We start from the raw sequence: 25761 nt of genomic DNA, 5'->3' as shown, positions 1-25761 counted from the left end.
CGGCATCGCCACTGGTATGGATTAACGGATTACATATGACTGAACAGCGCCCGATTGCGGTCCTGGGAGGCGGAAGTTTCGGTACCGCCGTGGCCAATCTGTTGGCCGAGAACGGCCATCAAGTCCGGCAGTGGATGCGTGACCCCGAGCAGGCCGAGGCCATCCGGGTCAATCGCGAGAACCCGCGTTACCTCAAAGGCATCAAGATTCTGCCGGGCGTGACTGCGGTCACCGACCTGCAGGAAACCCTCGACGCCTGCGATTTGTGTTTCGTCGCGTTGCCGTCCAGCGCGCTGCGCACGGTGTTGGCGGCGCACGCCGAACGCCTGAGCGGCAAGATGCTGGTCAGCCTGACCAAGGGCATCGAAGCCCACACATTCAAACTGATGAGCCAGATTCTCGAAGAGATCGCCCCGCAGGCGCGCATCGGCGTGCTGTCCGGGCCGAACCTTGCGCGGGAAATCGCCGAGCACGCGCTGACCGCCACCGTGGTCGCCAGCGAAGACGAAGAACTCTGCAAAGCCGTGCAGGCCGCATTGCATGGCCGCACTTTCCGCGTCTACGCCAGCGCCGACCGATTCGGCGTTGAACTGGGCGGCGCTCTGAAAAACGTCTACGCGATCATCGCCGGCATGGCGGTGGCGCTGGAGATGGGCGAGAACACCAAGAGCATGCTGATCACCCGCGCCCTGGCCGAGATGACCCGGTTTGCGGTGAATCAGGGGGCGAACCCCATGACCTTCCTCGGTCTGGCCGGGGTCGGCGACCTGATCGTTACCTGCTCGTCGCCGAAAAGCCGCAACTACCAGGTCGGTTTTGCCCTCGGCCAGGGCTTGAGCCTCGACGAAGCGGTGTCGCGCCTCGGTGAAGTGGCCGAAGGGGTCAACACCCTGAAAGTGCTCAAGGCCAAGTCCCAGGACGTCGGCGTGTACATGCCGCTGGTCGCCGGATTGCATGCGATCCTGTTCGAAGGGCGCACGCTTGAGCAGGTAATCGGTCTTCTGATGAGAGGCGAGCCGAAAACCGACGTCGACTTTATTTCCACCAGTGGTTTCAACTGATTCAGCAGGGAGCAGGGCATGAACGATCCGAAAACCGAAGCCAAATATGAATCCATCCTCCTGCGGGTGTTGTGGATGATCGTCTACGTGCTGGTCTGGCAGGTAGCGCAGTTCATCCTCGGCGCGGCGGTGCTGGTGCAGTTGATCTATCGTTTGATCTATGGCGCCCCGAGCGCCAGCCTGATGAATTTCGGCGACAGCCTGAGCCAGTTTCTGGCGCAGATCGGTCGTTTCGGCAGCTTCCACAGCGACCAGAAACCCTGGCCGTTCGCCGACTGGCCGACGCCGCGTACTCCGGAAGGTGAAGCGCCACACGTTGTCGCGCCGGCACCGCATCCGGCCCGGGATGAGGAACCCAAGCTATGAAACTCTGGGTATTGCGTCACGGTGAGGCCGAGCCCTACGGCTCGCGCCCCGACTCCGAGCGAGAACTGACCGCCCACGGTCGCAAGGAAGTGTTGAGCAGCGCAGCCCGTTTGATGGGTCAGCCGCTGACCGCCATCTACGCCAGCCCGTACCTGCGGGCGCAGCAGACGGCGCAACTGGTGCGCGAAGCTCTCGGCTTCGAGCCGGAGATACGTACGGTCGAGTGGCTGACCCCGGAAGTTGACCCGGACCGCGTGGCCGAGCAACTGGTGTCGGTGAGCAACGTGCTGCTGGTCAGCCACAATCCGCTGGTGGGCAATCTGCTCAGCTACCTGCAACACGGCGCGGGCTACCCGCCGGAAAAAGTCAGCACCGCCGGGCTGGCCGAGCTTGAACACAGCGAATTGCTGATCGGTTCGATGACGCTCAACAGCCTTAAACATCCCTGAAATTTTTTGTACGAAATAGTCAACCAAGCACTTGCTTGGTTGACTACGCTTGCTCCAGACCAAAAAACAGGAGCGAGTCGAATGTCTTCCGCCTTCCGTTTGCCGCTGGACGTGTTTTACGAACGCGAGGCCCGGCACCCGCGTCAGCGTTTTCTGGTGCAGCCGATCGGCGGCGGGCAGGTCGAGACACTGACCTGGGCCGACGTCGGCCATCAGGCCCGCTGCGCCGCGCACTGGCTGCGCTCCCGGGAGTTGCCGCAAGGCAGCCACATCGCCCTGATCTCGAAAAACTGCGCGCACTGGATCATCGCCGACCTGGCGATCTGGATGGCCGGGCATGTCTCGGTGCCGCTCTATCCGAATCTCACTGCCGAATCTGTGAATCAGGTGCTCACCCACTCGGAGAGCGTGCTGGCGTTCATCGGCAAACTCGATGACTGGCCGGGCATGTCGCCAGGCGTACCGGCGGGCCTGACCACCGTCAGCCTGCCGCTGCATCCACCGGGCACGTTCGATTTCAATTGGGACGACGTGCAGCGCAGCTCGCCGATCCAGGACGATCCGCGTCCCGCCGCCGAGCAACTGGCGACCATCATTTACACCTCCGGCACCACCGGCCTGCCCAAGGGCGTAATGCACAGCTTCGCCAATCTCGGGTTCGCGACGACGCGCGGCACACAGCTGTTCGGTCTCAATGAGAACGACCGGCTGCTGTCGTATCTGCCGCTGTGTCATGTGGCCGAGCGGATGTTCGTCGAACTGGCGTCGATCTATACCGGGCAGACGGTGTTTTTCGCCGAGAGCCTCGACACCTTCCTCGCCGATCTCAAGCGGGCGCGGCCGACGGCGATGTTTGGTGTGCCGAGGATCTGGACCAAGTTCCAGATGGGCGTCTACGGCAAGATCCCGGCGAAACGTCTGGATTTCCTCCTCGGTCTGCCCTTGATCGGCAAGCGGATCGGCCACAAGGTGTTGGCCGGGTTGGGGCTGGATGCCTTGCGCGTGGCTTTGTCCGGTGCGGCGCCGGTGCCGCTGACCCTGTTGCGCTGGTATCAGAAACTCGGGCTCGACGTCCTGGAGGTCTACGGCATGACCGAAAGCTGCGGGTATTCGCACATCTGCCTGCCGGGGCAGTACAAGGAAGGCTGGATCGGCCGGCCATGCCCCGACGTGGAAGTGCGCATCGATGAATCCGGCGAAGTGCAGGTGCGCAGCCAGGCGAACATGCTCGGCTATTTCAAGGAGCCGCAGAAAACCGCCGAGACTCTCACCGAAGACGGTTTCCTGCGCACCGGCGACAAGGGCGAGCAGGACGCGGAAGGGCGTTTGCGCCTGACCGGGCGGCTCAAGGAAATCTTCAAGACCAGCAAGGGCAAGTACGTCGCCCCGGCGCCGATCGAAAATCGGCTGGCGGTGCATTCGCGGATCGAGCAGGTCTGCGTGGTCGGCGATGGACTGAGTGCGCCGCTGGGGTTGTGCGTACTGTCAGCCGTGGGCCGGGAAGAGGCCCGCGCGCCGCTGCATTCGAGCCTGGAAAAGCTGCTGGAGGAGGTCAACGCGGTGCTCGACAAGCACGAGCGCCTGCGCCGGCTGGTGGTGGTCAAGGACAGCTGGGCGGTGGAGAACGGGTTTCTTACGCCGACCCTGAAAATCAAACGCAACATCATCGAAGACACCTACGGGGCACGTTTCGAAGAATGGAGCGAGCGCAGCGAGGCGGTGCTGTGGCAGGATTGAGCGTCGATCAAAACAACAAAGGAAGCCTGCGATGACCTTGTGGCGCACCACTCCGAACATCGAGCAGTTGAACGCAATCCAGAAAAACACCATCGGCGAAGTGCTGGACATTCGCTTCGAAGCCTTCGATGAGGAATCGCTGACGGCCAGCATGGTCATCGACCATCGCACCCATCAGCCTTATGGCCTGCTGCACGGCGGCGCCTCGGTGGTGCTGGCCGAGACGGTTGGCTCGATGGCCAGTTACCTGTGCATCGACGCCAGCAAGTTCTATTGCGTGGGCCTGGAAATCAACGCCAACCACTTGCGCGGCCTGCGCAGCGGACGGGTGACGGCGGTGGCCAAACCGATCCACATCGGCCGCACCACCCACGTCTGGGACATTCGCCTGACCAGCGATGAAGGCAAGGCCAGTTGTGTGTCGCGCCTGACCATGGCGGTGGTGCCGCTGGGAGAGCAACCGCCGCCGCGTTGATGGCCGAAGCGTCATAGCCCTGACCGGACTGTCATCATTCCTGGCAGTTACGGTCATTGCTGTGAGACGCGGTCTTACGGACAATCAACGCCTGTTTTCCGCTCATGGATTTGCCGGTATGTCGCAACCGATCTTCTTCGCCCACGCCAACGGTTTCCCTTCGGGCACCTACGGCAAACTGTTCGCGGCGCTGGCGCCCGAGTACCGGGTCGCGCATCTGGAACAACACGCCCATGACCCGCGTTTCCCGGCGGGTGACAACTGGTACCACCTGGTCGACGAACTCATCCATCACCTGCAACAGCAAGATGAGCCGGTGTGGGGTGTTGGCCATTCCTTCGGCGGCATGCTGCATTTGCACGCCGCACTGCGTTGCCCTGAGTTGTATCGGGGCGTGGTGATGCTCGACTCGCCAGTGCTGACCCGCACCGATCAATGGGTGATCCGCGCTGCCAAGCGTTTTGGTTTCATCGACAAACTGACGCCGGCCGGCCGCACGCTGGGGCGCCGCGAAGAGTTTGCCGATCTGGACAGTGCCCGTGGTTATTTCGCCGGCAAAACCCTGTTCCGCAGCTTTGATCCGGAATGTTTCGATGCCTACTTGCAGCACGGTCTGCACAAGGTCGGCGACAAGTTGCGCCTGCGCTTCGATCCTGCGACCGAGATCAGCATCTATCGCGGCGTGCCGCACACCAGTCCTGCGCATACCCGGCAATTGAAAGTGCCGCTGGCGGTGGTGCGTGGGCACAAGAGCCGCGTGGTGATGAACCATCACACCCGCTTCGTCGGGCGCCTGCCTCAGGGCGAGTCGCTGACCGTGCCTGGCGGCCATATGTTTCCGCTTGAGCGTCCGCAGGACACCGCGCAATTACTGAAAAACCTGTTCGATCGCTGGGAGCGCCGGCAAGACAAGGATTGCGCATGAACCCCGTCGTCGAAGAAGTGCGCCTGAGCCTGCCGCATATCGAACTGGCGGCGCACCTGTTCGGCCCGGAAGACGGGTTGCCGGTGATCGCCCTGCACGGCTGGCTGGACAACGCCAACAGCTTCGCGCGCCTGGCGCCGAAGCTCAAAGGCCTGCGCATCGTGGCGCTGGACATGGCCGGTCACGGGCACTCCGGGCACCGCCCGCACGGCGCCGGTTACGCACTGTGGGATTACGCCCATGACGTGCTGCAGGTCGCCGAACAACTGGGCTGGAAACGTTTCGGCCTGCTCGGGCATTCCATGGGTGCGATCGTGTCGCTGGTGCTCGCGGGATCGTTGCCCGAACGCATCACCCATCTGGCGTTGATCGACGGGGTGATTCCTCCTACCGACAAAGGCGAAAACGCCGCCGAGCGTATGGGCATGGCCCTGCAGGCGCAGCTCGATCTTCGGGAGAAGCGCAAACCGGTCTACAACACCCTCGACCGGGCCATCGAAGCGCGGATGAAAGGGCTGGTGGCGGTCAGTCGCGAAGCCGCCGAACTGCTGGCCCAGCGCGGTCTGATGCCGGTGCCCGGCGGCTACACCTGGCGCACTGACAATCGCCTGACCCTGCCATCGCCGCTGCGTCTGACCCAGGAACAGGCGATGGCTTTCGTTCAGCGCATTGCCTGCCCCGCGCAATTGGTGGTCGCCGCTGACGGCATGCTGGCCAAACATCCGGAGCTGCTGGAGCGTCTACCCTTTGACCGGGAACAGCTGCCGGGCGGGCATCATCTGCACCTGAACGATGAGGCCGGGGCCGACCTTGTCGCAGACTGTTTCAATCGGTTCTTCGCCATTCCTTGACTTGCTCCCGGCAACTGTCGAGGCTGGGCAGGTTGAAATGGGAGACAACCAAGATGGATTTCTACACCGCTGCGACTTCGAACTGCCCCAAAGGCACCCAGGCCATGCCCCTGCGATGAGCCTGTCCATGCGATCTATCAGTCTGTTGGCGCTGTGCTGTTTCAGTCCCTTTCTATTCGCTGCCGACCTGCCGGGCAGTCAGGACCTGCCGATCGTGCCGCGTGTGGCCGATGCGCAGATCGTCGACTATCGCCCCGCTGTGGAACTGGAGCGGATCTACCCGCTCGGCTCGATCCGCAAGATCAGCGGCCAGTTGCGTTTCGACGGCCAGGTCAGCGCCCGGGGGCAAACCACCTCGGTGACCTATGAGTTGCCGCCGGAGCATTCCGCCACCGAAGCCTTCACCCTCGCTCGCGAAGCCCTGCAAAAGCAGGATGCCCAGCTGTTGTTCTGGTGCCAGGCCCGGGATTGCGGCGAAAGCAGCCTGTGGGCCAATGAGGTGTTCGGTAATGCCAAACTGTACGGTGCCGACGAGCAGCAGGCCTATCTGCTGCTGAGGCTCGCGGCCCCGCGCGACAACACGCTGGTGGCGCTGTACAGCATCACTCGCGGCAATCGCAAAGCCTATCTGCACGTCGAACAGTTCGAAGCGCTGGCACCGCTCGGTGACCTGCTGCCGACCTCGGCCACGCTGCTGCGGGAACTGAAAAGCACCGGCGAGCTGGACTTTCCAAAGCTCACCGGCGATCCGGATGACACCTGGCTGCGCCTGCTGTCCCGTGGTCTGAACCTCGACACCACCTTGCGGGTGACGGTGTCCGGGCCGAAAGCCGAGGCCTGGCGGCAGGCGCTGATCGGGCAGGGCGTGCGCGCCGCGCGAATGGAAACCGGCAGTGTCGATGGCGAAGGTCTGCGCATCGATCTGTTGCGATAAGGTGTCTTTGGCGGACACGCTCGACGTGTTCGCCTACTCTTTGCCTGACTGATTTTTTTCGAGATTTCACATGCCCAATAATGATCGTCTGCTGGTGCAGATCCTGTTGCTGGTGCTGTTTGGTGCCAGTTTCTGGGTGATGGCGCCGTTCTGGTCGGCGCTGTTCTGGGGCGCGGTGCTGGCGTTTGCCAGCTGGCCGCTGATGCGCTTGCTGACCCGCTGGCTCAATGGCCGGGAATCCCTCGCGGCGCTATTGCTGACCATGGGCTGGATGTTGCTGGTGGCGGGGCCGCTGGTGTGGCTCGGTTTTAACCTGGCCGATCACGTGCGTGATGCCACGGCGTTCATCAAGGATGTGCAGGTCGACGGACTGCCCGAGGCGCCGAGCTGGCTGGGCGGCGTGCCGGTGGTGGGCGAACGGCTTGTCGGGATCTGGAACAGCATCGATCAGCAGGGCGCGGCCCTGATGGTGACGGTCAAACCTTATCTGGGGCAGGTCGGCAACTGGTTGCTGGCGCGCAGTGCGCAGATCGGCAGCGGGATTCTCGAGCTGACCCTGAGCATTGTCTTCGTGTTCTTTTTCTACCGTGACGGGCCACGGCTGGCGGCGTTCGTGCACAGTCTGCTGGAGCGCTTGATCGGTGACCGGGCCGGGTACTACATCGATCTGGTGGCCGGTACCGTGCAGCGGGTGGTCAACGGGGTGATCGGTACAGCGGCGGCGCAAGCGGTGCTGGCGCTGATCGGTTTCCTGATCGCCGGGGTGCCGGGGGCGCTGGTGCTGGGGATCGTGACGTTTCTGCTCAGTCTGATTCCGATGGGGCCGCCGCTGGTGTGGATTCCGGCCACGGCTTGGCTGGCCTGGAAGGGCGAGTACGGGATGGCGGTGTTTCTCGGGATCTGGGGGACGTTCATCATCAGTGGTGTGGATAACGTGCTCAAGCCGTATCTGATCAGCCGGGGCGGGAATCTGCCGTTGGTGATTGTGTTGCTTGGGGTGTTTGGCGGGTTGATTGCGTTTGGGTTTATCGGGTTGTTTATTGGGCCTACGCTTTTGGCGGTTGCTTATAGTTTGTTGACGGATTGGAGTAAGAGTCAGGCTCGGGTTTGAGGCTTTTGACTTGGCGGCCTTTGGGCCGACCAGGTTTTGGGTGTTTGGGGTGAATATCCGTTGCTTCGGGTGCTGCCGCTGACGGTTTCGCCCTTACGGCGAGTCCCTTTTGGCAAACGCCCCAAAAGGAACCAAAAGGGCTTGCCCCAATGTTCGGCGCCTCGCTGTGGCTCGGCGTCCCTTCGCTCCGGGATTCATCCGGGGGCATCGTCTACGGTTTGCTTCGCTGCACCTCCTCTCGATGCATGCGGCTTCGCCGCACGGTCGCTGCGCTCCCACCCCCGGATAAATCCCTCCACTCAGCCTTCCAACGGGGCCGGTACGTCAAAAGCGGTACTCGAGCTAACGCTCATTGTGTTGAGTGGTGGGAAGCCAAAGCCAAATCAGGAGTGGGGTTGTATATGTGTTTGAAACCCTGAGTTCACTTCGGTATTTCACGTCGGTGTAGTCCGCTTAAACACCTCGGTCGGTTCCCTCTCCCTCCGGGAGAGGGCTAGGGTGAGGGCGCTTTGATGGCACACCGCTAAGTCAAAGCAAACCACTCACCCCGTCCAACCTCAGTCGTCCCTCAAATCCTCACCCAATCTCAAGTCGCCACATTCAAATACTTGCCCACCGACGCGGTGCTTTCGAGCGAGTACTGCTTGCTCAGATTCGCAATCATCCTGTTCAACGCTTCGGTAGTGGTTTGAGTATTGCTGGCAGTTTGTTCGTCATCCGGGCGTTCGCGACCTGCATGCAGCGCAGCTTTCAGTTCGTCGCTGCTGACGCCTCCGCTGCTGTCGCTGTCCAGCACCTTGAGCAGGGCGGCGGCGGTGTCGGTGTTGTTCGATGAGGTGCTGTCGCTGGTCTGCAACGCGCTGTTCAGTTCGGTAGCGGTCACAGTGCCGTCGCCGTCTGCATCGAGCTGGCTGAAGAGTTCGTCGCTGGAGGCTTGCGGCGGTGGGGGTGGCGGTGGGGTGAGGCTGGCGGCGAGTTCGTCCTGGCTGACGACGCCGTCTTCGTTTTTGTCCAGGGCCGAGAAGATTTTGCTGCTGTCGGCTGTGCTGCCGGCGCTGGTCAGGCCGTTGCTCAGTTCGTCGCTGCTGATGGCGCCGTCGCCGTCGGCGTCGAGGGCGCTGATCAGGGCGTCGGCGAGTTCGGTGTTGGGGGCCTGGTCGCCTGGGGGCGGTGGGGGTGGGGCCATGGCGGTCATTTCTTCGGCGCTGAGGCTGCCGCTGGCGTCGCTGTCCAGATCGCCGAATTGTTTGCTCAGGCTGACCAGCAGGCCGTCGTTGGACTTTTGTGACAGGGCGCTGCCGAGTTCGTCCTGATCCACCGCGCCGTCGCCGTTGCTGTCGAGTTTGGCGAACAGTTCCTTTTGCAGTTGCTGGCTGCGAGCGTTCTGAGTGGAGGTGCTGCTGGTGCTGGTATAGCTCGTGTAGTTGCTGACGCTACCGATCATCGGGCTCACTCCTTGGACTGGAAAACCGGTGGGTGTACCGGCTTATGCAGCCTCAAGGCGCAAGGTGTCGTGGGTATATGAGGTTTGTACCGACCGGTACACAGTCGGGGTCAGTGGCGAGGCAGCTGGATCACGGCGGTCAGGCCGCCGCCGGGTGTTTCTGCCAGGGTCAGTTGTCCGCCCTGGCGTTGCGCCGCTTCCCGGGCGATGGTCATGCCCAGGCCGACGCCGCCGGAGTTGCGGTTGCGTGAGCCTTCGAGGCGGAAGAATGGTTCGAACACGGCTTCACGCTTGTCCGCCGCGATGCCCGGGCCGTGGTCGATGACGCGGATCAGCAGTTGTTCGCGCTGGTCTTGCAGTTCGATGTGCGCTTGGCCGGCGTAGCGAAGGGCGTTGTCCATCAGGTTGTTGATGCACGAGCGCAGCGCCATTGGTTGTACCTGCAAGGGTGCGCAGTGGCCGCTGACCTGCACGTCGGCGCCTTGATCCTGGGCGTTTTCGCACAGTGATTCGACCAGCGCCTGCACGTCCATCAGCTGCAAGGCTTCGCTGGTGCGTTGTTCGTGCAGGTAGGTGAGGGTGGCGTCGAGCATGCCGATCATGTCGTCCAGATCCTGGCGCATCTGGCCTTGCAGCTTGTCGTCGTTGATGTTTTCCAGGCGCAGTTTCAGCCGCGACAGCGGGGTGCGCAGGTCGTGGGAAACGGCACCGAGCATCCGCGCGCGTTGCTGCACCTGTTCGCGGATGCGGTGTTGCATCAGGTTGAACGTGTGTGCGGCCTGTCGCGCTTCCCGGGGGCCGGTTTCGTCCAGTGGCGGGCTGTCGAGGTCTTCGCTCAGGCGTTCGGCTGCATCGCTCAGGCGCTGGATCGGCCGGGTCAGCAGCTTGGCGCCGTACCACGCAGCGATGATCAGCGAGATGAACTGGAAGGTCAGCGGCACGATCGGCCCGCCGAACCAGGGGCGCGGCGGACGGGGCGGGTAGCGCGGATCCTGGACCGGCTGCTTGCCGTCGAGGCTTTTCGAAAACTCCGGCGGCGGAGGTGGGGGCGGCGGGCCGTAGAGGCGGAACCAGGCGAAGGCCAGCAAGTGCGCCAGGACGATCGCCACCAACAGCACGCCGAACAGGCGGCCGAACAGCGTGTCGAAGCGCGCCCGCATCAGCCGATGTCTCGCGCGTCGAACAGGTAGCCTTCACCGCGCACGGTCTTGATCAGTTGCGGGGCTTTCGGGTCGTCGCCGAGTTTTTGCCGCAGGCGCGAGACCAGCAGGTCGATGCTGCGGTCGAAGGCTTCGATCGAGCGACCACGGGCGGCGTCCAGCAACTGTTCGCGGCTGAGCACCCGGCGCGGACGTTCGATGAACACCCAGAGCAGGCGGAATTCGGCGTTGGACAGCGGCACGACCAGACCATCGTCGGCGATCAGCTGGCGCAGGACGCTGTTCAGTCGCCAGTTGTCGAAGCGAATGTTCGCACGCTGTTCGGTGCGGTCGTCGCGTACCCGACGCAGAATCGTCTGGATCCGCGCCACCAGTTCCCGAGGCTCGAACGGTTTGGCCATGTAATCATCGGCGCCCAGTTCCAGGCCGATGATCCGGTCGGTGGGTTCGCAGCGGGCGGTGAGCATCAGGATCGGGATGTCCGATTCAGCGCGCAGCCAGCGGCACAGCGACAGACCGTCTTCGCCGGGCAGCATCAGGTCGAGCACTACCACGTCGAAATGTTCAGCCTGCATCGCCTGACGCATGGCCGCGCCGTCGGTGACGCCGCTGGCGTGAATGTTGAAGCGGGCCAGGTAGTCGATCATCAGTTCGCGGATCGGCACGTCATCGTCGACGATCAGGGCACGGATGCTCCAGCGCTTGTCGTCTTTCTGCTCGTCGTTCACGGAGACTTGGGAGTTGTGCATGAGGCTGTTCATCTGCCAGTAGGCCGCCAACCACAAAGATAGGCTGCGAGGTTGTGGTTTCAGCATAGGCGTCCGGCCGTGAGGCGGGAAGGGCTGCTGTAAGGACTTGTTGCGGCTGGCGAGGCTAGCGCGGGCGCATGTTGCCGGCGTGTCGGTTGTGTATCGGGTTCGACACAATACCCTGCAAGGCTATGCTGATCACGGTTGGCGCGACGATTTACCGATCATCGGGTGCCGCGCCGCCGCCGGTTCCGCTACAATGCGCGCCGATTTCGACTTGCCTGAGAGCCCATCCATGTCCGCCTGCCAGACTCCTATCATCGTCGCCCTGGATTTCCCTACCCGTGACGCCGCACTGAAGCTGGCCGACCAGTTGGACCCGAAACTGTGCCGGGTCAAAGTGGGCAAGGAGCTGTTCACCAGCTGCGCCGCAGAAATCGTCGGCACCCTGCGTGACAAGGGTTTTGAAGTATTCCTCGACCTGAAATTCCACGACATTCCCAACACCACGGCGATGGCGGTCAAGGCCGCTGCCGAGATGGGCGTGTGGATGGTCAACGTTCACTGCTCCGGCGGCCTGCGCATGATGGCGGCCTGCCGCGAAGAGCTGGACAAGCGCAGCGGCCCGCAGCCGTTGCTGATCGGCGTGACCGTGCTGACCAGCATGGAGCGTGAGGATCTGGCGGGTATCGGTCTGGACATCGAGCCGCAGGAGCAAGTGCTGCGTCTGGCGGCACTGGCCGAGAAGGCCGGGATGGACGGTCTGGTGTGCTCGGCGCTGGAAGCCACTGCGCTGAAAACCGCGCATCCGTCGCTGCAACTGGTGACCCCGGGGATTCGTCCGGCGGGCAGCGCCCAGGACGACCAGCGTCGCATCCTGACCCCGCGTCAGGCGCTGGATGCAGGTTCCGACTATCTGGTGATCGGCCGTCCGATCAGCCAGGCGGCGGATCCGGCCAAGGCACTGGCCTCGGTGGTTGCCGAACTGGCCTGAGCGAACAGCTGAAGCATCAAAGAAGGGAGCCCGATGGCTCCCTTCTTTGTTTTCAGACCTTAAGCACCAGCTTGCCAAAGTTCTCGCCGCTGAACAGTTTGCCCAGAGTCTCGGGGAAGGTTTCCAGGCCTTCGACAATGTCTTCCTTGCTCTTGAGCTGACCCTTGGCCATCCAGCCGGCCATTTCCTGGGCGGCGCTGGCGTACTGAGCGGCGTAGTCCATCACCACGAAACCTTCCATCCGCGCGCGGTTGACCAGCAGCGACAGGTAGTTGGCCGGGCCTTTGACCGCTTCCTTGTTGTTGTACTGGCTGATCGCGCCGCAAATCACCACACGCGCCTTGAAGTTCAGGCGGCTCAGCACCGCGTCGAGGATGTCGCCGCCGACGTTGTCGAAATACACGTCCACGCCTTTCGGGCATTCGCGTTTAAGGCCGGCCAGCACGTCTTCGCTCTTGTAGTCGATGGCGCCGTCGAAGCCCAGTTCATCGATCAGGAACTTGCACTTGTCGGCGCCACCGGCGATGCCGATCACCCGGCAGCCTTTGATCTTGGCGATCTGCCCGGCAATGCTGCCGACCGCGCCGGCAGCGCCGGACAGCACCACGGTGTCGCCGGCCTTCGGTGCGCCGACATCGAGCAGGGCGAAGTAGGCGGTCATGCCGGTCATGCCCAGTGCGGACAGATAAACCGGCAGCGGTGCCAGTTTCGGATCGACCTTGTAGAAACCTCTTGGCTCGCCAAGGAAATAATCCTGCACGCCAATGGCACCGTTGACGTAGTCGCCGACGGCAAACCCCGGATTGTTTGACGCGACGACTTTGCCTACGCCCAACGCGCGCATGACTTCGCCCAGACCCACCGGCGGGATGTAGGATTTGCCTTCGTTCATCCAGCCGCGCATGGCCGGGTCGAGGGACAGGTATTCGTTCTTGACCAGAATCTGCCCCGCCGCCGGCTCGCCGACCGGTACTTCCTGATAGGTGAAGGTCTCGCGGGTGGCGGCGCCCACCGGGCGTTTGGCGAGCAGGAACTGGCGATTGGTCTGGTTGGTCATTGACAGGCACTCGAATTGAATGAAGCCTTGTTGATAGACCTTCATGGACGATGCCGCAAGGTTGGCTCACGGGGCGAATGCAGGCTGATCCAGTACGGTGATAGTCCCCGGCGGGGTTTCATCACTGCGATTCATGCAAGCCTAACCGGCCTTTTGATAGTGCTGACGTCACTCAGGCCCCTGTGGCTATGCTGCCTTCATCAATCCCCCCGCATTCGAGGACATAACAATGAGCATGACGTTTTCCGGTCAGGTAGCCGTCGTCACCGGCGCGGCCAACGGCATCGGCCGCGCAACGGCCCAGGCATTCGCCGCCGAAGGTCTGAAAGTGGTGGTGGCCGATCTGGATACGGCCGGGGGCGAGGGCACCGTGGCGCTGATTCGTACAGCCGGTGGCGAAGCGACCTTCGTGCGCTGCAACGTGACCGTCGAAAGCGAAGTGAAAAGTCTGATGGACGAGGTGATCAATACCTACGGCCGTCTCGACTATGCCTTCAACAACGCCGGGATCGAAATCGAGAAGGGCAAACTGGCCGAAGGCTCGATGGACGAGTTCGACGCGATCATGGGCGTCAACGTCAAGGGCGTCTGGCTGTGCATGAAGTATCAGCTGCCGTTGCTGCTGGCTCAGGGCGGCGGGGCGATCGTCAACACCGCGTCGGTGGCTGGATTGGGCGCTGCGCCGAAGATGAGCATCTACGCGGCTTCCAAGCATGCAGTGATCGGCCTGACCAAATCTGCCGCCATCGAGTACGCCAAGAAGAAAATCCGCGTCAACGCCGTATGCCCGGCGGTGATCGACACCGACATGTTTCGCCGTGCCTATGAAGCGGACCCGAAAAAAGGCGAGTTCGCCAACGCCATGCACCCGGTCGGACGTATCGGCAAGGTCGAGGAAATTGCCAGTGCGGTGCTGTACCTGTGCAGCGACGGTGCGGCGTTTACTACCGGCCATTCGCTGGCCGTGGATGGTGGCGTGACTGCCTTCTGAGGTGGTGTTGGCTGATACAGAAAAGGACCCGCCCATCGGCGGGTTTTTTTTCGCCTCGGGAGCGGTTCCGTGTATCCGCTAAACAATGTGTTTCAAATGGTGAGAACGGAGGCTTTTGGCGGTTTTGTCGCACAGCCTCAAGGGCGTGGCTGTGATTTACTGCCGCCAGCAAAACGGACAGGAGTTTGCGTGCTCATGGAATTGAGAATTGACCGACTGGCAATGGTGCCGGTCGTACAGCAGATTGTTGACGGGTTGACCGAGTGGATCATGCAGGGCCAGGTGCCGCCGACGACGCGGCTGCCCTCCGTGCGAGAGATCGCGCGGTGCAATCTGCTCAGCCAGTCCAGCGTCATGGAGGCTTGCGAGCGCCTGGTGGCGCAAGGGGTTCTGGCCTCGCGTCAGGGCTCGGGATTCATGGTGGCGGCTTCGTTGCCCGGGTGCTGCAAGGCGATCGATGGCTCTGGGTGTGAGGGGGAGCGCAGCGGGGGCGATCCAGCCGCCCGATGGCGCGGCGGTTTGACGCTGGGAAGTGGTGTGCTGCCGGAGAGTTGGCGCGAGCCCGATGACCTCGGCTATGCGATCCGCGAGGTGACACGCGCCGACATGGCCAGCCTGTTCAACTACAGCACGCCTCTGGGGCTGCCGGCGTTGCGCGAACAGATCGTCAAGCGCCTGGGATTGCTGAGCATCAAGGCCGTTGAAGAACAGGTGATGACCACCGCCGGCGCCAGTCACGGGCTGGACCTGATCGTGCGTACCCTGTTCAAGGCCGGTGATTGCGTGGTGGTGGAAACGCCCGGGTATGCGCCGCTGTTCGATCTCCTGCGCTTGCACGGCGTGCGCTTGCTGGAGGTTCGCCGCACGCCGGGCGGGCCGGATCTCGAGGCGCTCGAGGCGTTGCTGCAGCAGTTTCGGCCCACCGCGTTGTTCATCAACAGTCACCACCACAATCCCACGGGCAGTTGCCTGCTGCCGGCCGTCGCCCGACGCATCCTGGAGTTGAGCAGGCTCTACGATCTGCGGCTGATAGAAGATGATGTCTACGCTGACCTGCACAATGGCAGCGGCACTCGACTGGCAGCGCTGGATGACGAGGGACGGGTGATTTACGTCGGCAGTTTTTCCAAGACTCTGAGCAGCTCGCTGCGGGTGGGTTTCGTGTTGGCCGATGGCGAACTGATCGAGCGGATGGCGCGGGTCAAGATGATCAGTTGCATGGGCACTTCGAGATTTTGCGAGGCGGTGCTGGCCGGAATGCTGGCCAGTGGCGCCTATCGCAAGCTGGTGCAGCGCCAGCGCCAGCGTCTCAATACCGATCGTGCGGCGGCCTTGCAGGCCCTGGAAGATGCCGACTGGGAAGTGTTCGGCAAGCCCACGGGCGGCCTGTTCATCTGGGCACGCGCGCCGCTGGCCGATGAAGCGCACTTGCGCAGGCAAGCCTCGCGCTGCGGGGTGCAGCTGTCTTGTGCAACCTCGTTCAGCCCCAGTGGCGAAGCCTGCGACTGGCAGCGCATCAACGTGGCTTACGCCTGTGATCCCCGGGCACGACAGTTTTTTCGCAGCACGACCGTGGATCGACCTCAAGCGTTCTGAAAACGACGTGTGCGTAGCTTTTTGCCATTATTCCGACGCCAGAGACTTGTGCTGGTTCAAGGCCGTTGCGAATCTTCGACAACAGACTATGGCAGGGGACTACGCGCAATGATTTCGGCCGTGCAAGGACGTTTTGCCAACCTCGGTATGGCAAAAAAACTGGGTATCGGGTTTGTGCTGGTGTTGCTGCTGACTGCGCTGGTGGCAGCCATTGGCGTCTGGTCCCTGCAAACCATCAGTCATCGCTTCGACGGCCTCAAGCAGATGTCGTCGCTCAACAGTGGCCTGCTCAAGGTGCGGCTGCTGGAGCAGGACTACGCCTTGCACGGCAACCCGAAAACCGTCGATGCCTTGCATGAGGGGGTCGACGGTCTGATCGCCATGGCCGACCAACTCAAGGTTTTGTCGCCGGGCAATGAGTCGGTCATGAACGACGTCCAACAGTCATTGGGTGCTTACCGCAAGGCGTTCGATGAATTCGTCTCGTTGTCCCAGGCCAAGGACCTGGCGCTGGAAATGGCCAGTTGGTCGGTGTCCAGCGTTGCCAACAATCTCGATGTGTTGCAGGCCGGTCTGGCCGACGACGGCGCGTACACCCTGAAAGACAGTGAGGGCAAGGACGGGGCGCAATTCATCGAGCAGGCCGGCCAGGTCAGTCAGGTTTCGCGCTTGATGTTGCAGGCAATGAACGAAGCGCGGGTGCGCCTGGATCAAAGCCGCAAGGGTGACGACAGCGCCGGCCAGGGCAATATCGAACAGGCTGCCCAGGCTCAGGCGCAGGCTGAACAGCTCAAATCCACGGTCAAGGACGAGGGTTACCTGACGGTGCTCAATGAGGTCTCCGGGCACATTGCCGGTTTCAGCGACAAGCTTGCCGAATACACCGGGTTGCTGGCCCAGGAAAAGACTGTCTATCAACAGTTGCACCAGCGGGCCGACGAAGTCGTGGCGCGGGTCGATCAGGCGTATGTCGCACAAGACGGCGCGATGCAGGGCGAACTGAAAAAGAATTCGGTGCTGATCATTGGCTCATCGGCGTTGGCGTTGCTGGTCGGGCTGATTGCAGCGTGGGTGATCACCCGACTGATTGTGGCGCCGTTGCGCAGCGTGATTCATGTGGCGCAACAGATTGCGGCCGGTGATCTGAGCGCAACGATCGAAGTCTCCCGCCGTGATGAAATCGGCCAACTGATGCTGGCCATGCAGCAGATGGGCGCAGGCTTGAGCACGATTGTCAGCGGGTTGCAGGCGGGGATCGAACAGCTGGCGAGTTCGGCGCAATCGCTGTCGGCGGTGACCGAGCAGACCAACCTTGAGGTCAGCAGCCAGAAAGAGGAAACCGAACAGGTCGCCACGGCGATGAACCAGATGACCGCCACCGTGCACGATGTGGCGCGCAATGCCGAAGAGGCGGCGCTCGCGGCGCAGACCGCCGATGGCAAGGTCGAAAGCGGTCAGCAGGTGGTGCGCCAAAGCATGGCGCGGATCGAGCAACTGGCGGATTCGGCGACGTCGGCCAGTTCGAGCATCGAGAGCCTCAGTGCGGAAATCCAGAACATCGGTACGGTACTGGGTGTGATCAAGAGTGTCGCCGAGCAGACCAATCTGCTGGCGCTCAACGCGGCGATCGAAGCGGCGCGGGCGGGCGAGCAGGGCAGGGGCTTTGCGGTGGTCGCCGATGAAGTGCGGGCGCTGGCCCGGCGCACGCAGCAGTCGACCGAGGAGATCGAGCGGCTGGTCAGTGCGTTGCGTTCGGCGGCGCATTCGTCGGTGCAGCAGATTCAGAGCAGTGGTGAGTTGGTGAAGCTGGCGGTGAGTGATGCGTTGCAGACCGAGAGTGCGTTGGGGAGTATTGCGACGGCGGTTTCGTTGATTCAGCAGATGAATCAGCAGATTGCGGCGGCGGCCGAGGAGCAGAGTTCGGTGGCGGAGGAAATCAATCGCAGTGTGACGAGTATTCGGGCGAGTGCGGATCAGTCTTCGATTGCCATGCGGGGGAATGCGGCTTCGAGTGTTGAGCTGGCGCAGTTGGGGAGTGAGTTGCGGGGGATGGTGGGGCACTTTCGGCTTTGACCTTGGCGGCCTTGGGGCCGACCAGGTTTTGGGGTGTTTTGAGTGAATATCCGTTGTTTCGGGTGCTGCCTCTGGCGGTTTCGCCCTTACGGCGAGTCCCTTTTGGCAAACGCCCCAAAAGGAACCAAAAGGTCTGGGCCCCGGCGTTCGGCCCCTCGCTTTGGCTCGGTGTTCCTTCGTTCCGGGATTCATCCGGGGGCATCGCCTACGGTTTGCTTCGCTGCACCTCCTCTCGATGTATGCGGCTGCGCCGCACGGTCGCTGCGCTCCCACCCCCGGATGAACCCCTTCACTCAGCCTTCCGATGGGGCCGGTACGTCAAAAGCGGTACTCGAGCTAACGCTCATTGTGTTGAGTGGTGAGAAGCCAAATCCAAAGCAGAAGCAAGAGTAGAAGAAGCAGGAGAAAATGCAGAGGGTGCAGAGGGTGCAGAGGGTGCAGAGGGTGCAGAGGGTGCAAGGTGCAGCAGGTGCAGCAGGTGCAGCAGGTGCAGCAGGTGCAGCAGGTGCAGCAGTGTGAGTTGAGTTGCATGCGTTTCAAAACCCGAGTTCAACTCGGTCTTTCACGTCGGCGTACCTCCCCCCATCACCTCGGTCAGTCCCCTCTCCCTCCGGGAGAGGGTTAGGGTGAGGGCGCTTTTGATTTTGATCTTTCTCGCGGGCAATAAAAAAGCCACCTCTCGGTGGCTTCTGTCTCTGACTGCACTCAGTCGTAAATCACTTTCTTCTTCCAGTCCGCGTCAGCCTCGACATCTTTGAGGCCGGCAGTCAGTTGGTTTTCTTCGCCTTCGACCGGGGCAATCTTGTCCATGACCTGGGCGTTGGCGCGGGCCAGGAGTTTTTCCAGGTATTGGAGTTGTTCGGCGTAGATTTGCGGGTCCTGCTGTTTGCGCAGGTATTGCACGCCGCGTTCGAAGGCGAGGCGGGCCTGGCCTGGCTGGTTTTGCTGGAGGGCGTGTTGGCCGAGGTTGTTGAAGAACTCGATGTGCAGCAGCACCAGGATGTGGCGTACTTCGCGGACCCAGTGTTTGGCTTCGTTCGGTGGCAGGAAGCCGTCCTGGGCGGCGCGGGTGATCTGGCCGTGGAGGGCTTCGAGGAGGAAGCGGACGTCTTTGGCCTTGGCTTCGGTCTGGATCGGGGCCGGTGGGTTGTTGACCGGGATCGATTCGCCCTGGGCGACGAGGGCGCTCAGTTCGGTGATGCGGGCCTTGGTGGTGGCGCTGGTCTTTTCCAGGTTCAGCAGGCGCTGGCAGACGTTCAGTTCGAGGCGGGTCAGCAGCAGCTTGAGGGCCGGGGTCATGAACTGGCCGGGGAAGGTTTCGGTCAGTTCGCCGCAACGGCGCAGACGGTCGTTGAGTTCGACCTTGGTGCGGGCCTTCTCCAGTTTGGTGTTTTCCACCACATGGTTCATGTAGCCAATGGCGATCAAGATTGCGATCCCGGCTATGACTAGCAGGGTGATCATGAGTGGTGTCACCGGTAAGACCTCTTTATAGGGTTCGCGTGCGAGTGTAGTGGCTTGGCATAGAGGAGCCTAGCGCCGCTCGACGGGTTTGGATCGGCGAAGCTGAATCTGTATCGGCCAGGAACCGGCTTATATAAATGCTGGCCCTTGGGATGCAGATTGCCATCACCTGTGCCGTGGACTATAACGCCTTGGCGAGTGTCGGAATATAGGCGTCAATCGTCGGGCGACGCAAAAGCCGGAAACGGCGCGTAAAGCAGGTCGAAGTCATTGATTTAAATAAATTTATATCTGGGGGTTGACGACCTTTCAATCCATCCATAGAATGCGCGCCACTTGCAGCGTAAAGCACACAGCGAAACGCGGCAGGGAGTGAATGTTGTAGTGTGTCCCCTTCGTCTAGTGGCCTAGGACACCGCCCTTTCACGGCGGTAACAGGGGTTCGAGTCCCCTAGGGGACGCCAATGCGGGAATAGCTCAGTTGGTAGAGCACGACCTTGCCAAGGTCGGGGTCGCGAGTTCGAGTCTCGTTTCCCGCTCCAATTTTAAACAGTAACGCTTCAGGGCGGTGCTGAGTGAAACCAGAACCCAATCTTCGGAGGCGGATCTGGACACCGAAACACACACCATGTGTTCCGGGTAGCGTGTCCCCTTCGTCTAGTGGCCTAGGACACCGCCCTTTCACGGCGGTAACAGGGGTTCGAGTCCCCTAGGGGACGCCATTTGCGGGAATAGCTCAGTTGGTAGAGCACGACCTTGCCAAGGTCGGGGTCGCGAGTTCGAGTCTCGTTTCCCGCTCCAAATTCAAAAAGCGCCGCTTTGCAAAGAGCGGCGTTTTTATTAGTGAAAGTTGTAGCCTGTCCCCTTCGTCTAGTGGCCTAGGACACCGCCCTTTCACGGCGGTAACAGGGGTTCGAGTCCCCTAGGGGACGCCATTGCGGGAATAGCTCAGTTGGTAGAGCACGACCTTGCCAAGGTCGGGGTCGCGAGTTCGAGTCTCGTTTCCCGCTCCATATTCAACAAAAACGCCGCTCAGTGATGAGCGGCGTTTTTGTTTGTGCGTTTTTTGTCGCGCAATAAAAAAAGGACCGCGAGGTCCTTTTTTTGTGGGCCCGCCAATGTGGCAGGCCCGATACGCGATCAGAGCTTCGGCAATTGCCCGATGCGTCCCATCATTTCGGTGACGATCTGCAGGTCCAGCAGGAACTGGTCAACGGTCTTGAACTCGCCATCGGTGTGACCGGTGTACTTGACCTCTGGTCGTGCCAGGCCGAATTGCACACCGTTCGGCAGTTCATGCACCGAGGTGGCGCCGGCCGAGGTGCCGAATTCGTGTTTCATGCCCAGATTCTCGGTGGCCACGGCCAACAATGCCTTGACCCACTCGCCTTCAGGGTTGCGGTACATCGGTTCGGCGATCGAGTAGTCGAAGTTCACCGCGACATGGTTCTTCTTGCTCCAGGCTGCCAGTTTGTCGGCGATTTCTGTCTTGAGCACTTCCGGCGACTTGCCCTTCGGTACGCGCAGGTTGACCGCGAGTTTGAAGGTTTTGTCGTCCATGCCGACGTAGGTCAGCGACGTGGTCAGCGGGCCCATGAAGTCATCGGCGAAACCGACGCCCAGTTTGCTGCCCTTGTAATCCAGACCCCAGTTGTCGGCGGCGTAGTGCGCAGCGTCGGTGATGTGGTTGTGCTTGAAGGCGATCTTGCCGTCCACGCTGTGGATGAAGTCGAGCATGCGGGCGACCGGGTTGACGCCGGATTCAGGCTCGGACGAGTGCGCGGAAACACCGGTGACGGTGAGTTTGACGTCTTTGCCATCGACCTTGGCGTTCACTTCGAAATCGCCGCCATTGCGCTTGGCGTATTCAGCGCCGGCCTTCTGCAGGCTGGCCGCCAGGTCGGCGGGTTTGTCGGTCACCAGGGTGACGACCGAAACCGATGGAATCTGATTGGTCGCCAGGCCGCCGGTCATCGAAGTGATTTCCGCGCCTTTGCCCTCAGCCTTGCGCTTGGCGAACTTGGCCATGACCGTGCCGTAGCCCTTCTCGGCAATCACCACCGGGTAGCCACCGTCCAGTGCCAGGTTGTACTCCGGCGTCGGGTTGCGTTCGAAGTAGTAAGGAATCGCGTCGCCGGTGGTTTCCTCGGTGGTGTCCACCAGCAGTTTGAAATTGCGCGCCAGTGGCAGTTTCTCTTCCTTGATCACCTTCATGGCATACAGCGTCACGACGATGCCGTTTTTATCGTCCTCGGTGCCACGGCCGTACATGCGGTCGCCGATCAATGTGACCTTGAACGGATCAAGTTTGGTGCCGTCCTTCAGCACCCAGTTCTCAGGCGTTACCGGCACCACATCGGCGTGAGCATGGATGCCGACGACGTCCTTGCCGCTACCGTCGAGGGATATCTCGTAAACGCGGTTGTCGATGTTGCGGTAGTTCAGGCCGAAGGACTCAGCCAGAGCTTTGATCTTGGCAGCGATCTTGATGAATTCGGGGTTGTCGTGCTGGTCGACACCGTCCTTGCGGAAGGTCGGGATTTCCACCAGTTCACGCAGGGTTTCCAGCGCAGCTTTGCCGTACTTCACGCGGGTGTAGAGGCCGAGCAGGCGATGGATCTCGTTCTGTTGTTCGGCGGTCAGTGTCTTGTTGTCGAGGAAGGCGTTGATGGCTGGACGCAGATCGTCGGTCTTGCTCAGGTCGTTCTTGGCCAGATCGCCGAGAAACGCTCTGAAGTCACTGACCTTTGCCTCATTGAAGGTCTTGAGGATGGTCGCGCTCTGCTGCTCGGTAAGGTTGGCGTGGGCTGGCAGTGTGACGGACGAAAGGCTGGCCAGGATCAGCGTTGACGCGGCCAGTTGCTTGAGTGAAAAGTCCATTGCTAAGGGCATTCCTTTGCAGGCAGTGAGTAGGAAGTGTCTGATCGATGCGCCAGACGGTTTCGCAAACTAACACCACCCGCGAGTGATAGGGGAGCCCCCGAAGTGGGACGCGTCGCACAGAAATGCAAAAGCGGCGCAGAAATGAAAAAGCCCGTCCAATCCGTCTGGATCAGGCTTCTCCGATCAATGCGCTTACATCGACAGCACAAGACGCCCGGCAAACAGGATCAGAATCACCCCCATGCTGCGCTCGAACCAGTGGCCCATGCGCATGAACAGCACGCGCACTTTGCTGCTGGAAAAGAACAGCGCGACGATCACGAACCACAACGCATTCACGCCGCACATCCACAACCCGTACAGGGCCTGGATTTGCAGCGGTGTGCTGGCGCTGATGATCGTGGTGAAGATCGCCAGGAAAAACAGCGTGGCCTTGGGGTTGGTGGCGTTGGTCAGGAAACCGGTGGAAAACGCCTTGAACAGCGATTGCTCGACCAGCGGTTCGTCGCTGGTTTTTTCGCCTTCCAGTGCCGTCTTCGGTTTACTGCGGATCAGGCTGACGCCCAGGTAAAGGATGTAAGCACCGCCGACCACTTTGGCGACGGTCAGCAGCCAGGGCGTGGTGTGCATCAAGGCGCCGACGCCCAGCAGGGTGTACAGCACGTGCACGGAAATTCCCGCGCCGATGCCCAATGCCGTGCAGATGCCGACCAAGCGGCCGAAACGCACACTCTGGCGGATGGTCACGGCGAAGTCCGGGCCGGGAGCGACCACGGCCAGAAAGTGGATGGTGGCCAGCGCCAGAAACTCGCCCAGGTAATTCGATGTCATTTCAGCTCCAGAAAGTCAGGGGTGAAGCATTGCCGCGATAGCCGACAAAAAACGAAAGGCTCAAGCGCGGATCGGCCACGCCCGGCGTTACCGAGTGCATGCGACGCGAATTGAACATGATGAAATCCCCCGGTTCCGGGCGTACTTCGAGGGCGGGCGGGCCGAGCAGCGCCGGGTCGATGCCGTAGCTGTCGCCGCGCATTTCATCGAACCGGTCCGGGGAAATATCGTCTTCCCACATCTGCAACGCGCCGCCTTCGGTCGGCATGTTGAGGTAGACGTTGCAGGCGAACTGCGCCTCGAGGCTGCGGGCCTGAAAACTCTCCGGGGCGTCCTTGGCGAAGATGTCGTGATGGGCGAGGAAGCACACGCCCGGTTTCACCACTCGGGACAGGCCGACGTACATCTTGCGACCGTAGAGGTTTTCCAGGTGGGCGCCTGCGGGCCAGGATTCGTCGAGCATGCAGCGCAGGGTGTCGACCGGCGACGAGTAGGGCGCGCAGCGGTTGCGCAGTTCGGCAATGTTGCTGGTGGCGCGCTCGAAATAGTCTTCGATCAGCAGCGGCTGGTTTTCCGCCTCGTAGAACGCCATGCCGATGCGGCCGATGCTGGGCGCGTTGATGTAGCCCTCGAAGCCGGGGGCGAGGATCTTGTCGCCAATCTGGATCGCCTGCGCCTGGGGCAGAAAGCCTTTGACGCGGATGGCGAGGACTTCTTCGTTGGCCAGTTTTTTTATGCACGTCTCATCGAGACGCTCGACGTCAAGCATCATGGTTTCAGGTCCATCTATCGAATAGTCAACGGAACCGGCGAGCGCGGTTCCCCCGGCGTCGGACGCTGCATCTGGCAGCGCCCGAAATCCTCAATCCACGCTGTAGTGGACGGACAACGTGCCTTTCTTCTGCGAAAGGGACGCGATCGTGACTGTGCCCAGATCCTTCAGGCTGCGTACATGGGTGCCACCGCAGCCATAGGCTGGCAGTTCACCGAAACCGATTTCCCGCGCGCCTTCGCGCAGGGACGTCAGGCGTGGCAGATCGTGTTCGATCCATTGGCCGATACCGTATTGAACGATTTGTGCATCGACTTCCTGGGCCGAATCTCCGGGCTTGAATTGCACCCGGCCTTCGTCCGGCCAGTGGTGGGCCTTGATCGGCATCCAGCCCATGGCCTGGACAAAGTGGCCGATCAAATGCCCGGCAGAGTGCATGCGGGTGTTGAAGCGGCGACGCTCTTCGTCGACGCGAATCTGGATCATGCCCAGCGGCACCGGTTGATCGACGAAATGAATGATCCGGTCCGGTTCCTGGACGACCCGCAGCACCTGGCTGTCGCCAATCCAGCCGGTATCACAGGGTTGGCCACCGCCTTGAGGATGAAAAAGTGTGGCGCGCAACACAACGGCGAATTCGTTCTCGTGGGGCGTGCAGTCGAGGACTTCCACATTGGCCTTGAGGTCATCACTATGGAAAAAGAGGCGAAGCGTCATATTCCATGCCCTTATTAAAGTTTCTTTTTTAATTATATGAATCGTGCAATAACGTGATAATCCGTTCAAACATCAAAGGACTGTTGCGCTGTGAGCATAAATCTCCCGCTGCCGCTGCTCGGTGAAATGGCGATTTTCGTCAAGGTCGTCGAGACCGGCAGCTTCTCCGAAGCCGCTCGCCAATTGGGTTCGTCGCCCTCGGCGGTCAGTCGCAGTATTTCCCGGTTGGAGAAGGCGCTGGCCACACGGCTGCTGCAGCGCACCACGCGCAAATTGCGCTTGAGCGATGGTGGGGAAGAGGTGTTCAAGCGTTGCCAGGAAATGGTCAGCGCGGCGAAGTCGGTGATGGAGATCAGCGGCCAGTTCACCCACGAAGCCGAAGGTCTGGTGCGGGTCAGCGTGCCGAAAGCGGTGGGGCGCTTCGTGATTCATCCGCACATGCCGGAGTTTCTGCGGCGCTATCCGAAGGTCGATGTGGAGCTGTTGCTGGAAGACCGCCAGGTGGATTTGATCGACGATCATGTCGACCTGGCCATTCGCATCACGGATCGTCCACCGGCCGGACTGGTGGGGCGACAACTGCTGACCATCGACCATTTGCTCTGCGCGACGCCGCAGTATCTGGCCGAACACGGGACGCCAACTCATCCCCACGACTTGCTCAACCACAGTTGCATTTACCTGGGCGAAACCCCGAGTGATGCGCGATGGAAATTCAAGAAAGGCACGAAAGCGGTCACCGTCGGCGTGCGCGGGCGGTATGCCGCCAATCACACCGGCGTGCGTCTCGGCGCCGTGTTGCAGCACATCGGCATTGGCAGCCTGCCGTATTTCACCGCGCGTTATGCACTGGAGCAGGGGCTGATCGTGCAGGTGCTGCCGGACTGGACGTTCCTGGCGTCGTACCACGGCGGATTGTGGTTGCTGCATTCGCCGACGCGCTATCTGCCGCCGAAGCTGCGGGTGTTCATCGACTATCTGGTGGAGTGCCTGGAGAAAGAGCCAACCCTGAGCAAGCCGGGAAAGTCTGGCGGAACAAAACCATTGGCCGAGTACGAATTGCCCGAGAGTGAAGGGTTGCTCTGACCCGATAAAAAAAGGCCCGCATGGATCACCATGCG

At 61.5% G+C, this 25761-nt stretch carries 23 protein-coding genes, 6 tRNA genes and 1 pseudogene; 21 read left to right on the top strand and 9 right to left on the bottom strand.

Going from position 1 to position 25761, the window contains the following annotated elements:
• Window positions 1–35: 35 nt before the first annotated feature.
• The 9 genes from M5G18_RS03255 (at window position 36) to M5G18_RS03215 (ending at window position 7909) form a co-directional block, all read left to right on the top strand.
• The gene (locus M5G18_RS03255) at window positions 36–1061 is read left to right on the top strand and encodes an NAD(P)H-dependent glycerol-3-phosphate dehydrogenase (protein WP_007957803.1); all 1026 of its coding nucleotides are present in this window, start codon (window positions 36–38) and stop codon (window positions 1059–1061) included.
• An 18-nt stretch (window positions 1062–1079) separates the two neighbouring features.
• A complete protein-coding gene (locus M5G18_RS03250; RefSeq protein ID WP_273899397.1) occupies window positions 1080–1427 on the top strand; it encodes a DUF4389 domain-containing protein in 348 nt (115 codons plus the stop codon).
• Window positions 1424–1876 (top strand): phosphohistidine phosphatase SixA, encoded by a 453-nt coding sequence (gene sixA, locus M5G18_RS03245; protein WP_007957806.1) that lies wholly within the window; start codon window positions 1424–1426, stop codon window positions 1874–1876. The genes M5G18_RS03250 and sixA overlap by 4 nt, the downstream gene beginning before the upstream one ends.
• Window positions 1877–1957: 81 nt before the next feature.
• Complete coding sequence (locus M5G18_RS03240; protein WP_273899400.1) at window positions 1958–3613, top strand: AMP-binding protein; 1656 nt, start codon at window positions 1958–1960, stop codon at window positions 3611–3613.
• 31 nt (window positions 3614–3644) lie between these two features.
• Entirely contained in the window at window positions 3645–4088 is a 444-nt protein-coding gene (locus M5G18_RS03235; RefSeq protein ID WP_273899401.1) for a hotdog fold thioesterase, read from the top strand.
• A gap of 118 nt (window positions 4089–4206) precedes the next feature.
• Window positions 4207–5013, top strand: coding sequence for an alpha/beta fold hydrolase (locus tag M5G18_RS03230; protein WP_085683559.1), 807 nt, complete (start codon window positions 4207–4209; stop codon window positions 5011–5013).
• The gene (locus M5G18_RS03225) at window positions 5010–5864 is read left to right on the top strand and encodes an alpha/beta hydrolase (RefSeq protein WP_273899403.1); all 855 of its coding nucleotides are present in this window, start codon (window positions 5010–5012) and stop codon (window positions 5862–5864) included. Before M5G18_RS03230 ends, M5G18_RS03225 begins: the two co-directional genes overlap by 4 nt.
• A gap of 127 nt (window positions 5865–5991) precedes the next feature.
• Window positions 5992–6798 (top strand): DUF4892 domain-containing protein, encoded by an 807-nt coding sequence (locus M5G18_RS03220; RefSeq protein WP_273899404.1) that lies wholly within the window; start codon window positions 5992–5994, stop codon window positions 6796–6798.
• Between the two features lie 70 nt (window positions 6799–6868).
• Window positions 6869–7909: an AI-2E family transporter gene (locus M5G18_RS03215; protein WP_007957818.1), complete on the top strand. Its 1041-nt coding sequence runs from the start codon at window positions 6869–6871 to the stop codon at window positions 7907–7909.
• A 586-nt stretch (window positions 7910–8495) separates the two neighbouring features.
• Here M5G18_RS03215 and xopAW read toward each other — a convergent pair.
• The 3 genes from xopAW to M5G18_RS03200 all read right to left on the bottom strand — a co-directional run bounded on the left by xopAW (window position 8496) and on the right by M5G18_RS03200 (window position 11262).
• Window positions 8496–9353: a XopAW family type III secretion system calcium-binding effector gene (gene xopAW, locus M5G18_RS03210; protein ID WP_273899405.1), complete on the bottom strand. Its 858-nt coding sequence runs from the start codon at window positions 9351–9353 to the stop codon at window positions 8496–8498.
• 110 nt (window positions 9354–9463) lie between these two features.
• A complete protein-coding gene (locus tag M5G18_RS03205; RefSeq protein WP_273899407.1) occupies window positions 9464–10513 on the bottom strand; it encodes a sensor histidine kinase in 1050 nt (349 codons plus the stop codon).
• Window positions 10513–11262, bottom strand: coding sequence for a response regulator (locus tag M5G18_RS03200; protein WP_064384157.1), 750 nt, complete (start codon window positions 11260–11262; stop codon window positions 10513–10515). The genes M5G18_RS03205 and M5G18_RS03200 overlap by 1 nt, the downstream gene beginning before the upstream one ends.
• A gap of 295 nt (window positions 11263–11557) precedes the next feature.
• Between M5G18_RS03200 and pyrF the strand changes: the two genes are divergently transcribed.
• A complete protein-coding gene (gene pyrF, locus M5G18_RS03195; RefSeq protein ID WP_007960372.1) occupies window positions 11558–12256 on the top strand; it encodes an orotidine-5'-phosphate decarboxylase in 699 nt (232 codons plus the stop codon).
• 52 nt (window positions 12257–12308) lie between these two features.
• Here pyrF and M5G18_RS03190 read toward each other — a convergent pair whose 3' ends face one another.
• Window positions 12309–13313, bottom strand: a complete 1005-nt coding sequence (locus M5G18_RS03190; RefSeq protein ID WP_085730437.1) for an NADP-dependent oxidoreductase — start codon at window positions 13311–13313, stop codon at window positions 12309–12311.
• 229 nt (window positions 13314–13542) lie between these two features.
• Between M5G18_RS03190 and M5G18_RS03185 the strand changes: the two genes are divergently transcribed.
• The 4 genes and pseudogenes from M5G18_RS03185 (at window position 13543) to M5G18_RS28930 (ending at window position 17973) form a co-directional block, all read left to right on the top strand.
• Entirely contained in the window at window positions 13543–14304 is a 762-nt protein-coding gene (locus tag M5G18_RS03185) for an SDR family oxidoreductase (protein ID WP_123466861.1), read from the top strand.
• A gap of 195 nt (window positions 14305–14499) precedes the next feature.
• Window positions 14500–15900 (top strand): aminotransferase-like domain-containing protein, encoded by a 1401-nt coding sequence (locus M5G18_RS03180; RefSeq protein ID WP_273899409.1) that lies wholly within the window; start codon window positions 14500–14502, stop codon window positions 15898–15900.
• 108 nt (window positions 15901–16008) lie between these two features.
• A pseudogene (locus M5G18_RS28935) lies at window positions 16009–17064 on the top strand (methyl-accepting chemotaxis protein); the annotation flags it as partial.
• A gap of 27 nt (window positions 17065–17091) precedes the next feature.
• On the top strand, window positions 17092–17973 hold the full coding sequence (locus M5G18_RS28930; RefSeq protein ID WP_420793900.1) for a methyl-accepting chemotaxis protein: 882 nt from the start codon (window positions 17092–17094) through the stop codon (window positions 17971–17973).
• A gap of 705 nt (window positions 17974–18678) precedes the next feature.
• Here M5G18_RS28930 and M5G18_RS03170 read toward each other — a convergent pair.
• On the bottom strand, window positions 18679–19437 hold the full coding sequence (locus M5G18_RS03170; protein WP_173892861.1) for a hypothetical protein: 759 nt from the start codon (window positions 19435–19437) through the stop codon (window positions 18679–18681).
• 388 nt (window positions 19438–19825) lie between these two features.
• Here M5G18_RS03170 and M5G18_RS03165 point away from each other — a divergent pair.
• From M5G18_RS03165 to M5G18_RS03140, 6 genes are all read left to right on the top strand, one after another.
• Window positions 19826–19901 (top strand) — tRNA-Glu (locus tag M5G18_RS03165).
• 2 nt (window positions 19902–19903) lie between these two features.
• Window positions 19904–19979, top strand: a tRNA-Gly gene (locus M5G18_RS03160).
• 104 nt (window positions 19980–20083) lie between these two features.
• Window positions 20084–20159 (top strand) — tRNA-Glu (locus tag M5G18_RS03155).
• A gap of 3 nt (window positions 20160–20162) precedes the next feature.
• Window positions 20163–20238: transfer RNA gene (locus M5G18_RS03150), tRNA-Gly, on the top strand.
• A 58-nt stretch (window positions 20239–20296) separates the two neighbouring features.
• Window positions 20297–20372 (top strand) — tRNA-Glu (locus M5G18_RS03145).
• A 2-nt stretch (window positions 20373–20374) separates the two neighbouring features.
• Window positions 20375–20450: transfer RNA gene (locus M5G18_RS03140), tRNA-Gly, on the top strand.
• Between the two features lie 127 nt (window positions 20451–20577).
• Here M5G18_RS03140 and M5G18_RS03135 read toward each other — a convergent pair.
• From M5G18_RS03135 to M5G18_RS03120, 4 genes are all read right to left on the bottom strand, one after another.
• Window positions 20578–22317 (bottom strand): dipeptidase, encoded by a 1740-nt coding sequence (locus tag M5G18_RS03135; RefSeq protein WP_273898578.1) that lies wholly within the window; start codon window positions 22315–22317, stop codon window positions 20578–20580.
• Between the two features lie 195 nt (window positions 22318–22512).
• Complete coding sequence (locus M5G18_RS03130; protein WP_064383517.1) at window positions 22513–23151, bottom strand: LysE family translocator; 639 nt, start codon at window positions 23149–23151, stop codon at window positions 22513–22515.
• A gap of 1 nt (window position 23152) precedes the next feature.
• Window positions 23153–23923 (bottom strand): 2OG-Fe(II) oxygenase, encoded by a 771-nt coding sequence (locus M5G18_RS03125; protein ID WP_007952184.1) that lies wholly within the window; start codon window positions 23921–23923, stop codon window positions 23153–23155.
• A 90-nt stretch (window positions 23924–24013) separates the two neighbouring features.
• Window positions 24014–24640 carry an alanyl-tRNA editing protein gene (locus M5G18_RS03120; RefSeq protein WP_273898577.1) on the bottom strand — a complete coding sequence of 209 codons (627 nt, stop codon included), beginning with the start codon at window positions 24638–24640 and terminating at the stop codon, window positions 24014–24016.
• A 90-nt stretch (window positions 24641–24730) separates the two neighbouring features.
• Here M5G18_RS03120 and M5G18_RS03115 point away from each other — a divergent pair, with 90 nt between their 5' ends.
• Complete coding sequence (locus tag M5G18_RS03115; protein ID WP_115078866.1) at window positions 24731–25726, top strand: LysR family transcriptional regulator; 996 nt, start codon at window positions 24731–24733, stop codon at window positions 25724–25726.
• Window positions 25727–25761 lie beyond the last annotated feature (35 nt).

The sequence above is a fragment of the Pseudomonas aphyarum genome, from assembly GCF_028657055.1.
Classification (GTDB): domain Bacteria; phylum Pseudomonadota; class Gammaproteobacteria; order Pseudomonadales; family Pseudomonadaceae; genus Aquipseudomonas; species Aquipseudomonas aphyarum.
This window is presented reverse-complemented; position numbering and strand designations above follow the sequence as displayed.

Bases quoted from the DNA above. Each gene is read 5' to 3' on its own strand.
- M5G18_RS03255 (WP_007957803.1), top strand. From the start codon at position 36: ATGACTGAACAGCGCCCGATTGCGGTCCTGGGAGGCGGAAGTTTCGGT.
- M5G18_RS03250 (WP_273899397.1), top strand. From the start codon at position 1,080: ATGAACGATCCGAAAACCGAAGCCAAATATGAATCCATCCTCCTGCGG.
- sixA (WP_007957806.1), top strand. From the start codon at position 1,424: ATGAAACTCTGGGTATTGCGTCACGGTGAGGCCGAGCCCTACGGCTCG.
- M5G18_RS03240 (WP_273899400.1), top strand. From the start codon at position 1,958: ATGTCTTCCGCCTTCCGTTTGCCGCTGGACGTGTTTTACGAACGCGAG.
- M5G18_RS03235 (WP_273899401.1), top strand. From the start codon at position 3,645: ATGACCTTGTGGCGCACCACTCCGAACATCGAGCAGTTGAACGCAATC.
- M5G18_RS03230 (WP_085683559.1), top strand. From the start codon at position 4,207: ATGTCGCAACCGATCTTCTTCGCCCACGCCAACGGTTTCCCTTCGGGC.
- M5G18_RS03225 (WP_273899403.1), top strand. From the start codon at position 5,010: ATGAACCCCGTCGTCGAAGAAGTGCGCCTGAGCCTGCCGCATATCGAA.
- M5G18_RS03220 (WP_273899404.1), top strand. From the start codon at position 5,992: ATGCGATCTATCAGTCTGTTGGCGCTGTGCTGTTTCAGTCCCTTTCTA.
- M5G18_RS03215 (WP_007957818.1), top strand. From the start codon at position 6,869: ATGCCCAATAATGATCGTCTGCTGGTGCAGATCCTGTTGCTGGTGCTG.
- xopAW (WP_273899405.1), bottom strand. From the start codon at position 9,353: ATGATCGGTAGCGTCAGCAACTACACGAGCTATACCAGCACCAGCAGC.
- M5G18_RS03205 (WP_273899407.1), bottom strand. From the start codon at position 10,513: ATGCGGGCGCGCTTCGACACGCTGTTCGGCCGCCTGTTCGGCGTGCTG.
- M5G18_RS03200 (WP_064384157.1), bottom strand. From the start codon at position 11,262: ATGCACAACTCCCAAGTCTCCGTGAACGACGAGCAGAAAGACGACAAG.
- pyrF (WP_007960372.1), top strand. From the start codon at position 11,558: ATGTCCGCCTGCCAGACTCCTATCATCGTCGCCCTGGATTTCCCTACC.
- M5G18_RS03190 (WP_085730437.1), bottom strand. From the start codon at position 13,313: ATGACCAACCAGACCAATCGCCAGTTCCTGCTCGCCAAACGCCCGGTG.
- M5G18_RS03185 (WP_123466861.1), top strand. From the start codon at position 13,543: ATGAGCATGACGTTTTCCGGTCAGGTAGCCGTCGTCACCGGCGCGGCC.
- M5G18_RS03180 (WP_273899409.1), top strand. From the start codon at position 14,500: ATGGAATTGAGAATTGACCGACTGGCAATGGTGCCGGTCGTACAGCAG.
- M5G18_RS28930 (WP_420793900.1), top strand. From the start codon at position 17,092: ATGCTGGCCATGCAGCAGATGGGCGCAGGCTTGAGCACGATTGTCAGC.
- M5G18_RS03170 (WP_173892861.1), bottom strand. From the start codon at position 19,437: ATGATCACCCTGCTAGTCATAGCCGGGATCGCAATCTTGATCGCCATT.
- M5G18_RS03135 (WP_273898578.1), bottom strand. From the start codon at position 22,317: ATGGACTTTTCACTCAAGCAACTGGCCGCGTCAACGCTGATCCTGGCC.
- M5G18_RS03130 (WP_064383517.1), bottom strand. From the start codon at position 23,151: ATGACATCGAATTACCTGGGCGAGTTTCTGGCGCTGGCCACCATCCAC.
- M5G18_RS03125 (WP_007952184.1), bottom strand. From the start codon at position 23,923: ATGATGCTTGACGTCGAGCGTCTCGATGAGACGTGCATAAAAAAACTG.
- M5G18_RS03120 (WP_273898577.1), bottom strand. From the start codon at position 24,640: ATGACGCTTCGCCTCTTTTTCCATAGTGATGACCTCAAGGCCAATGTG.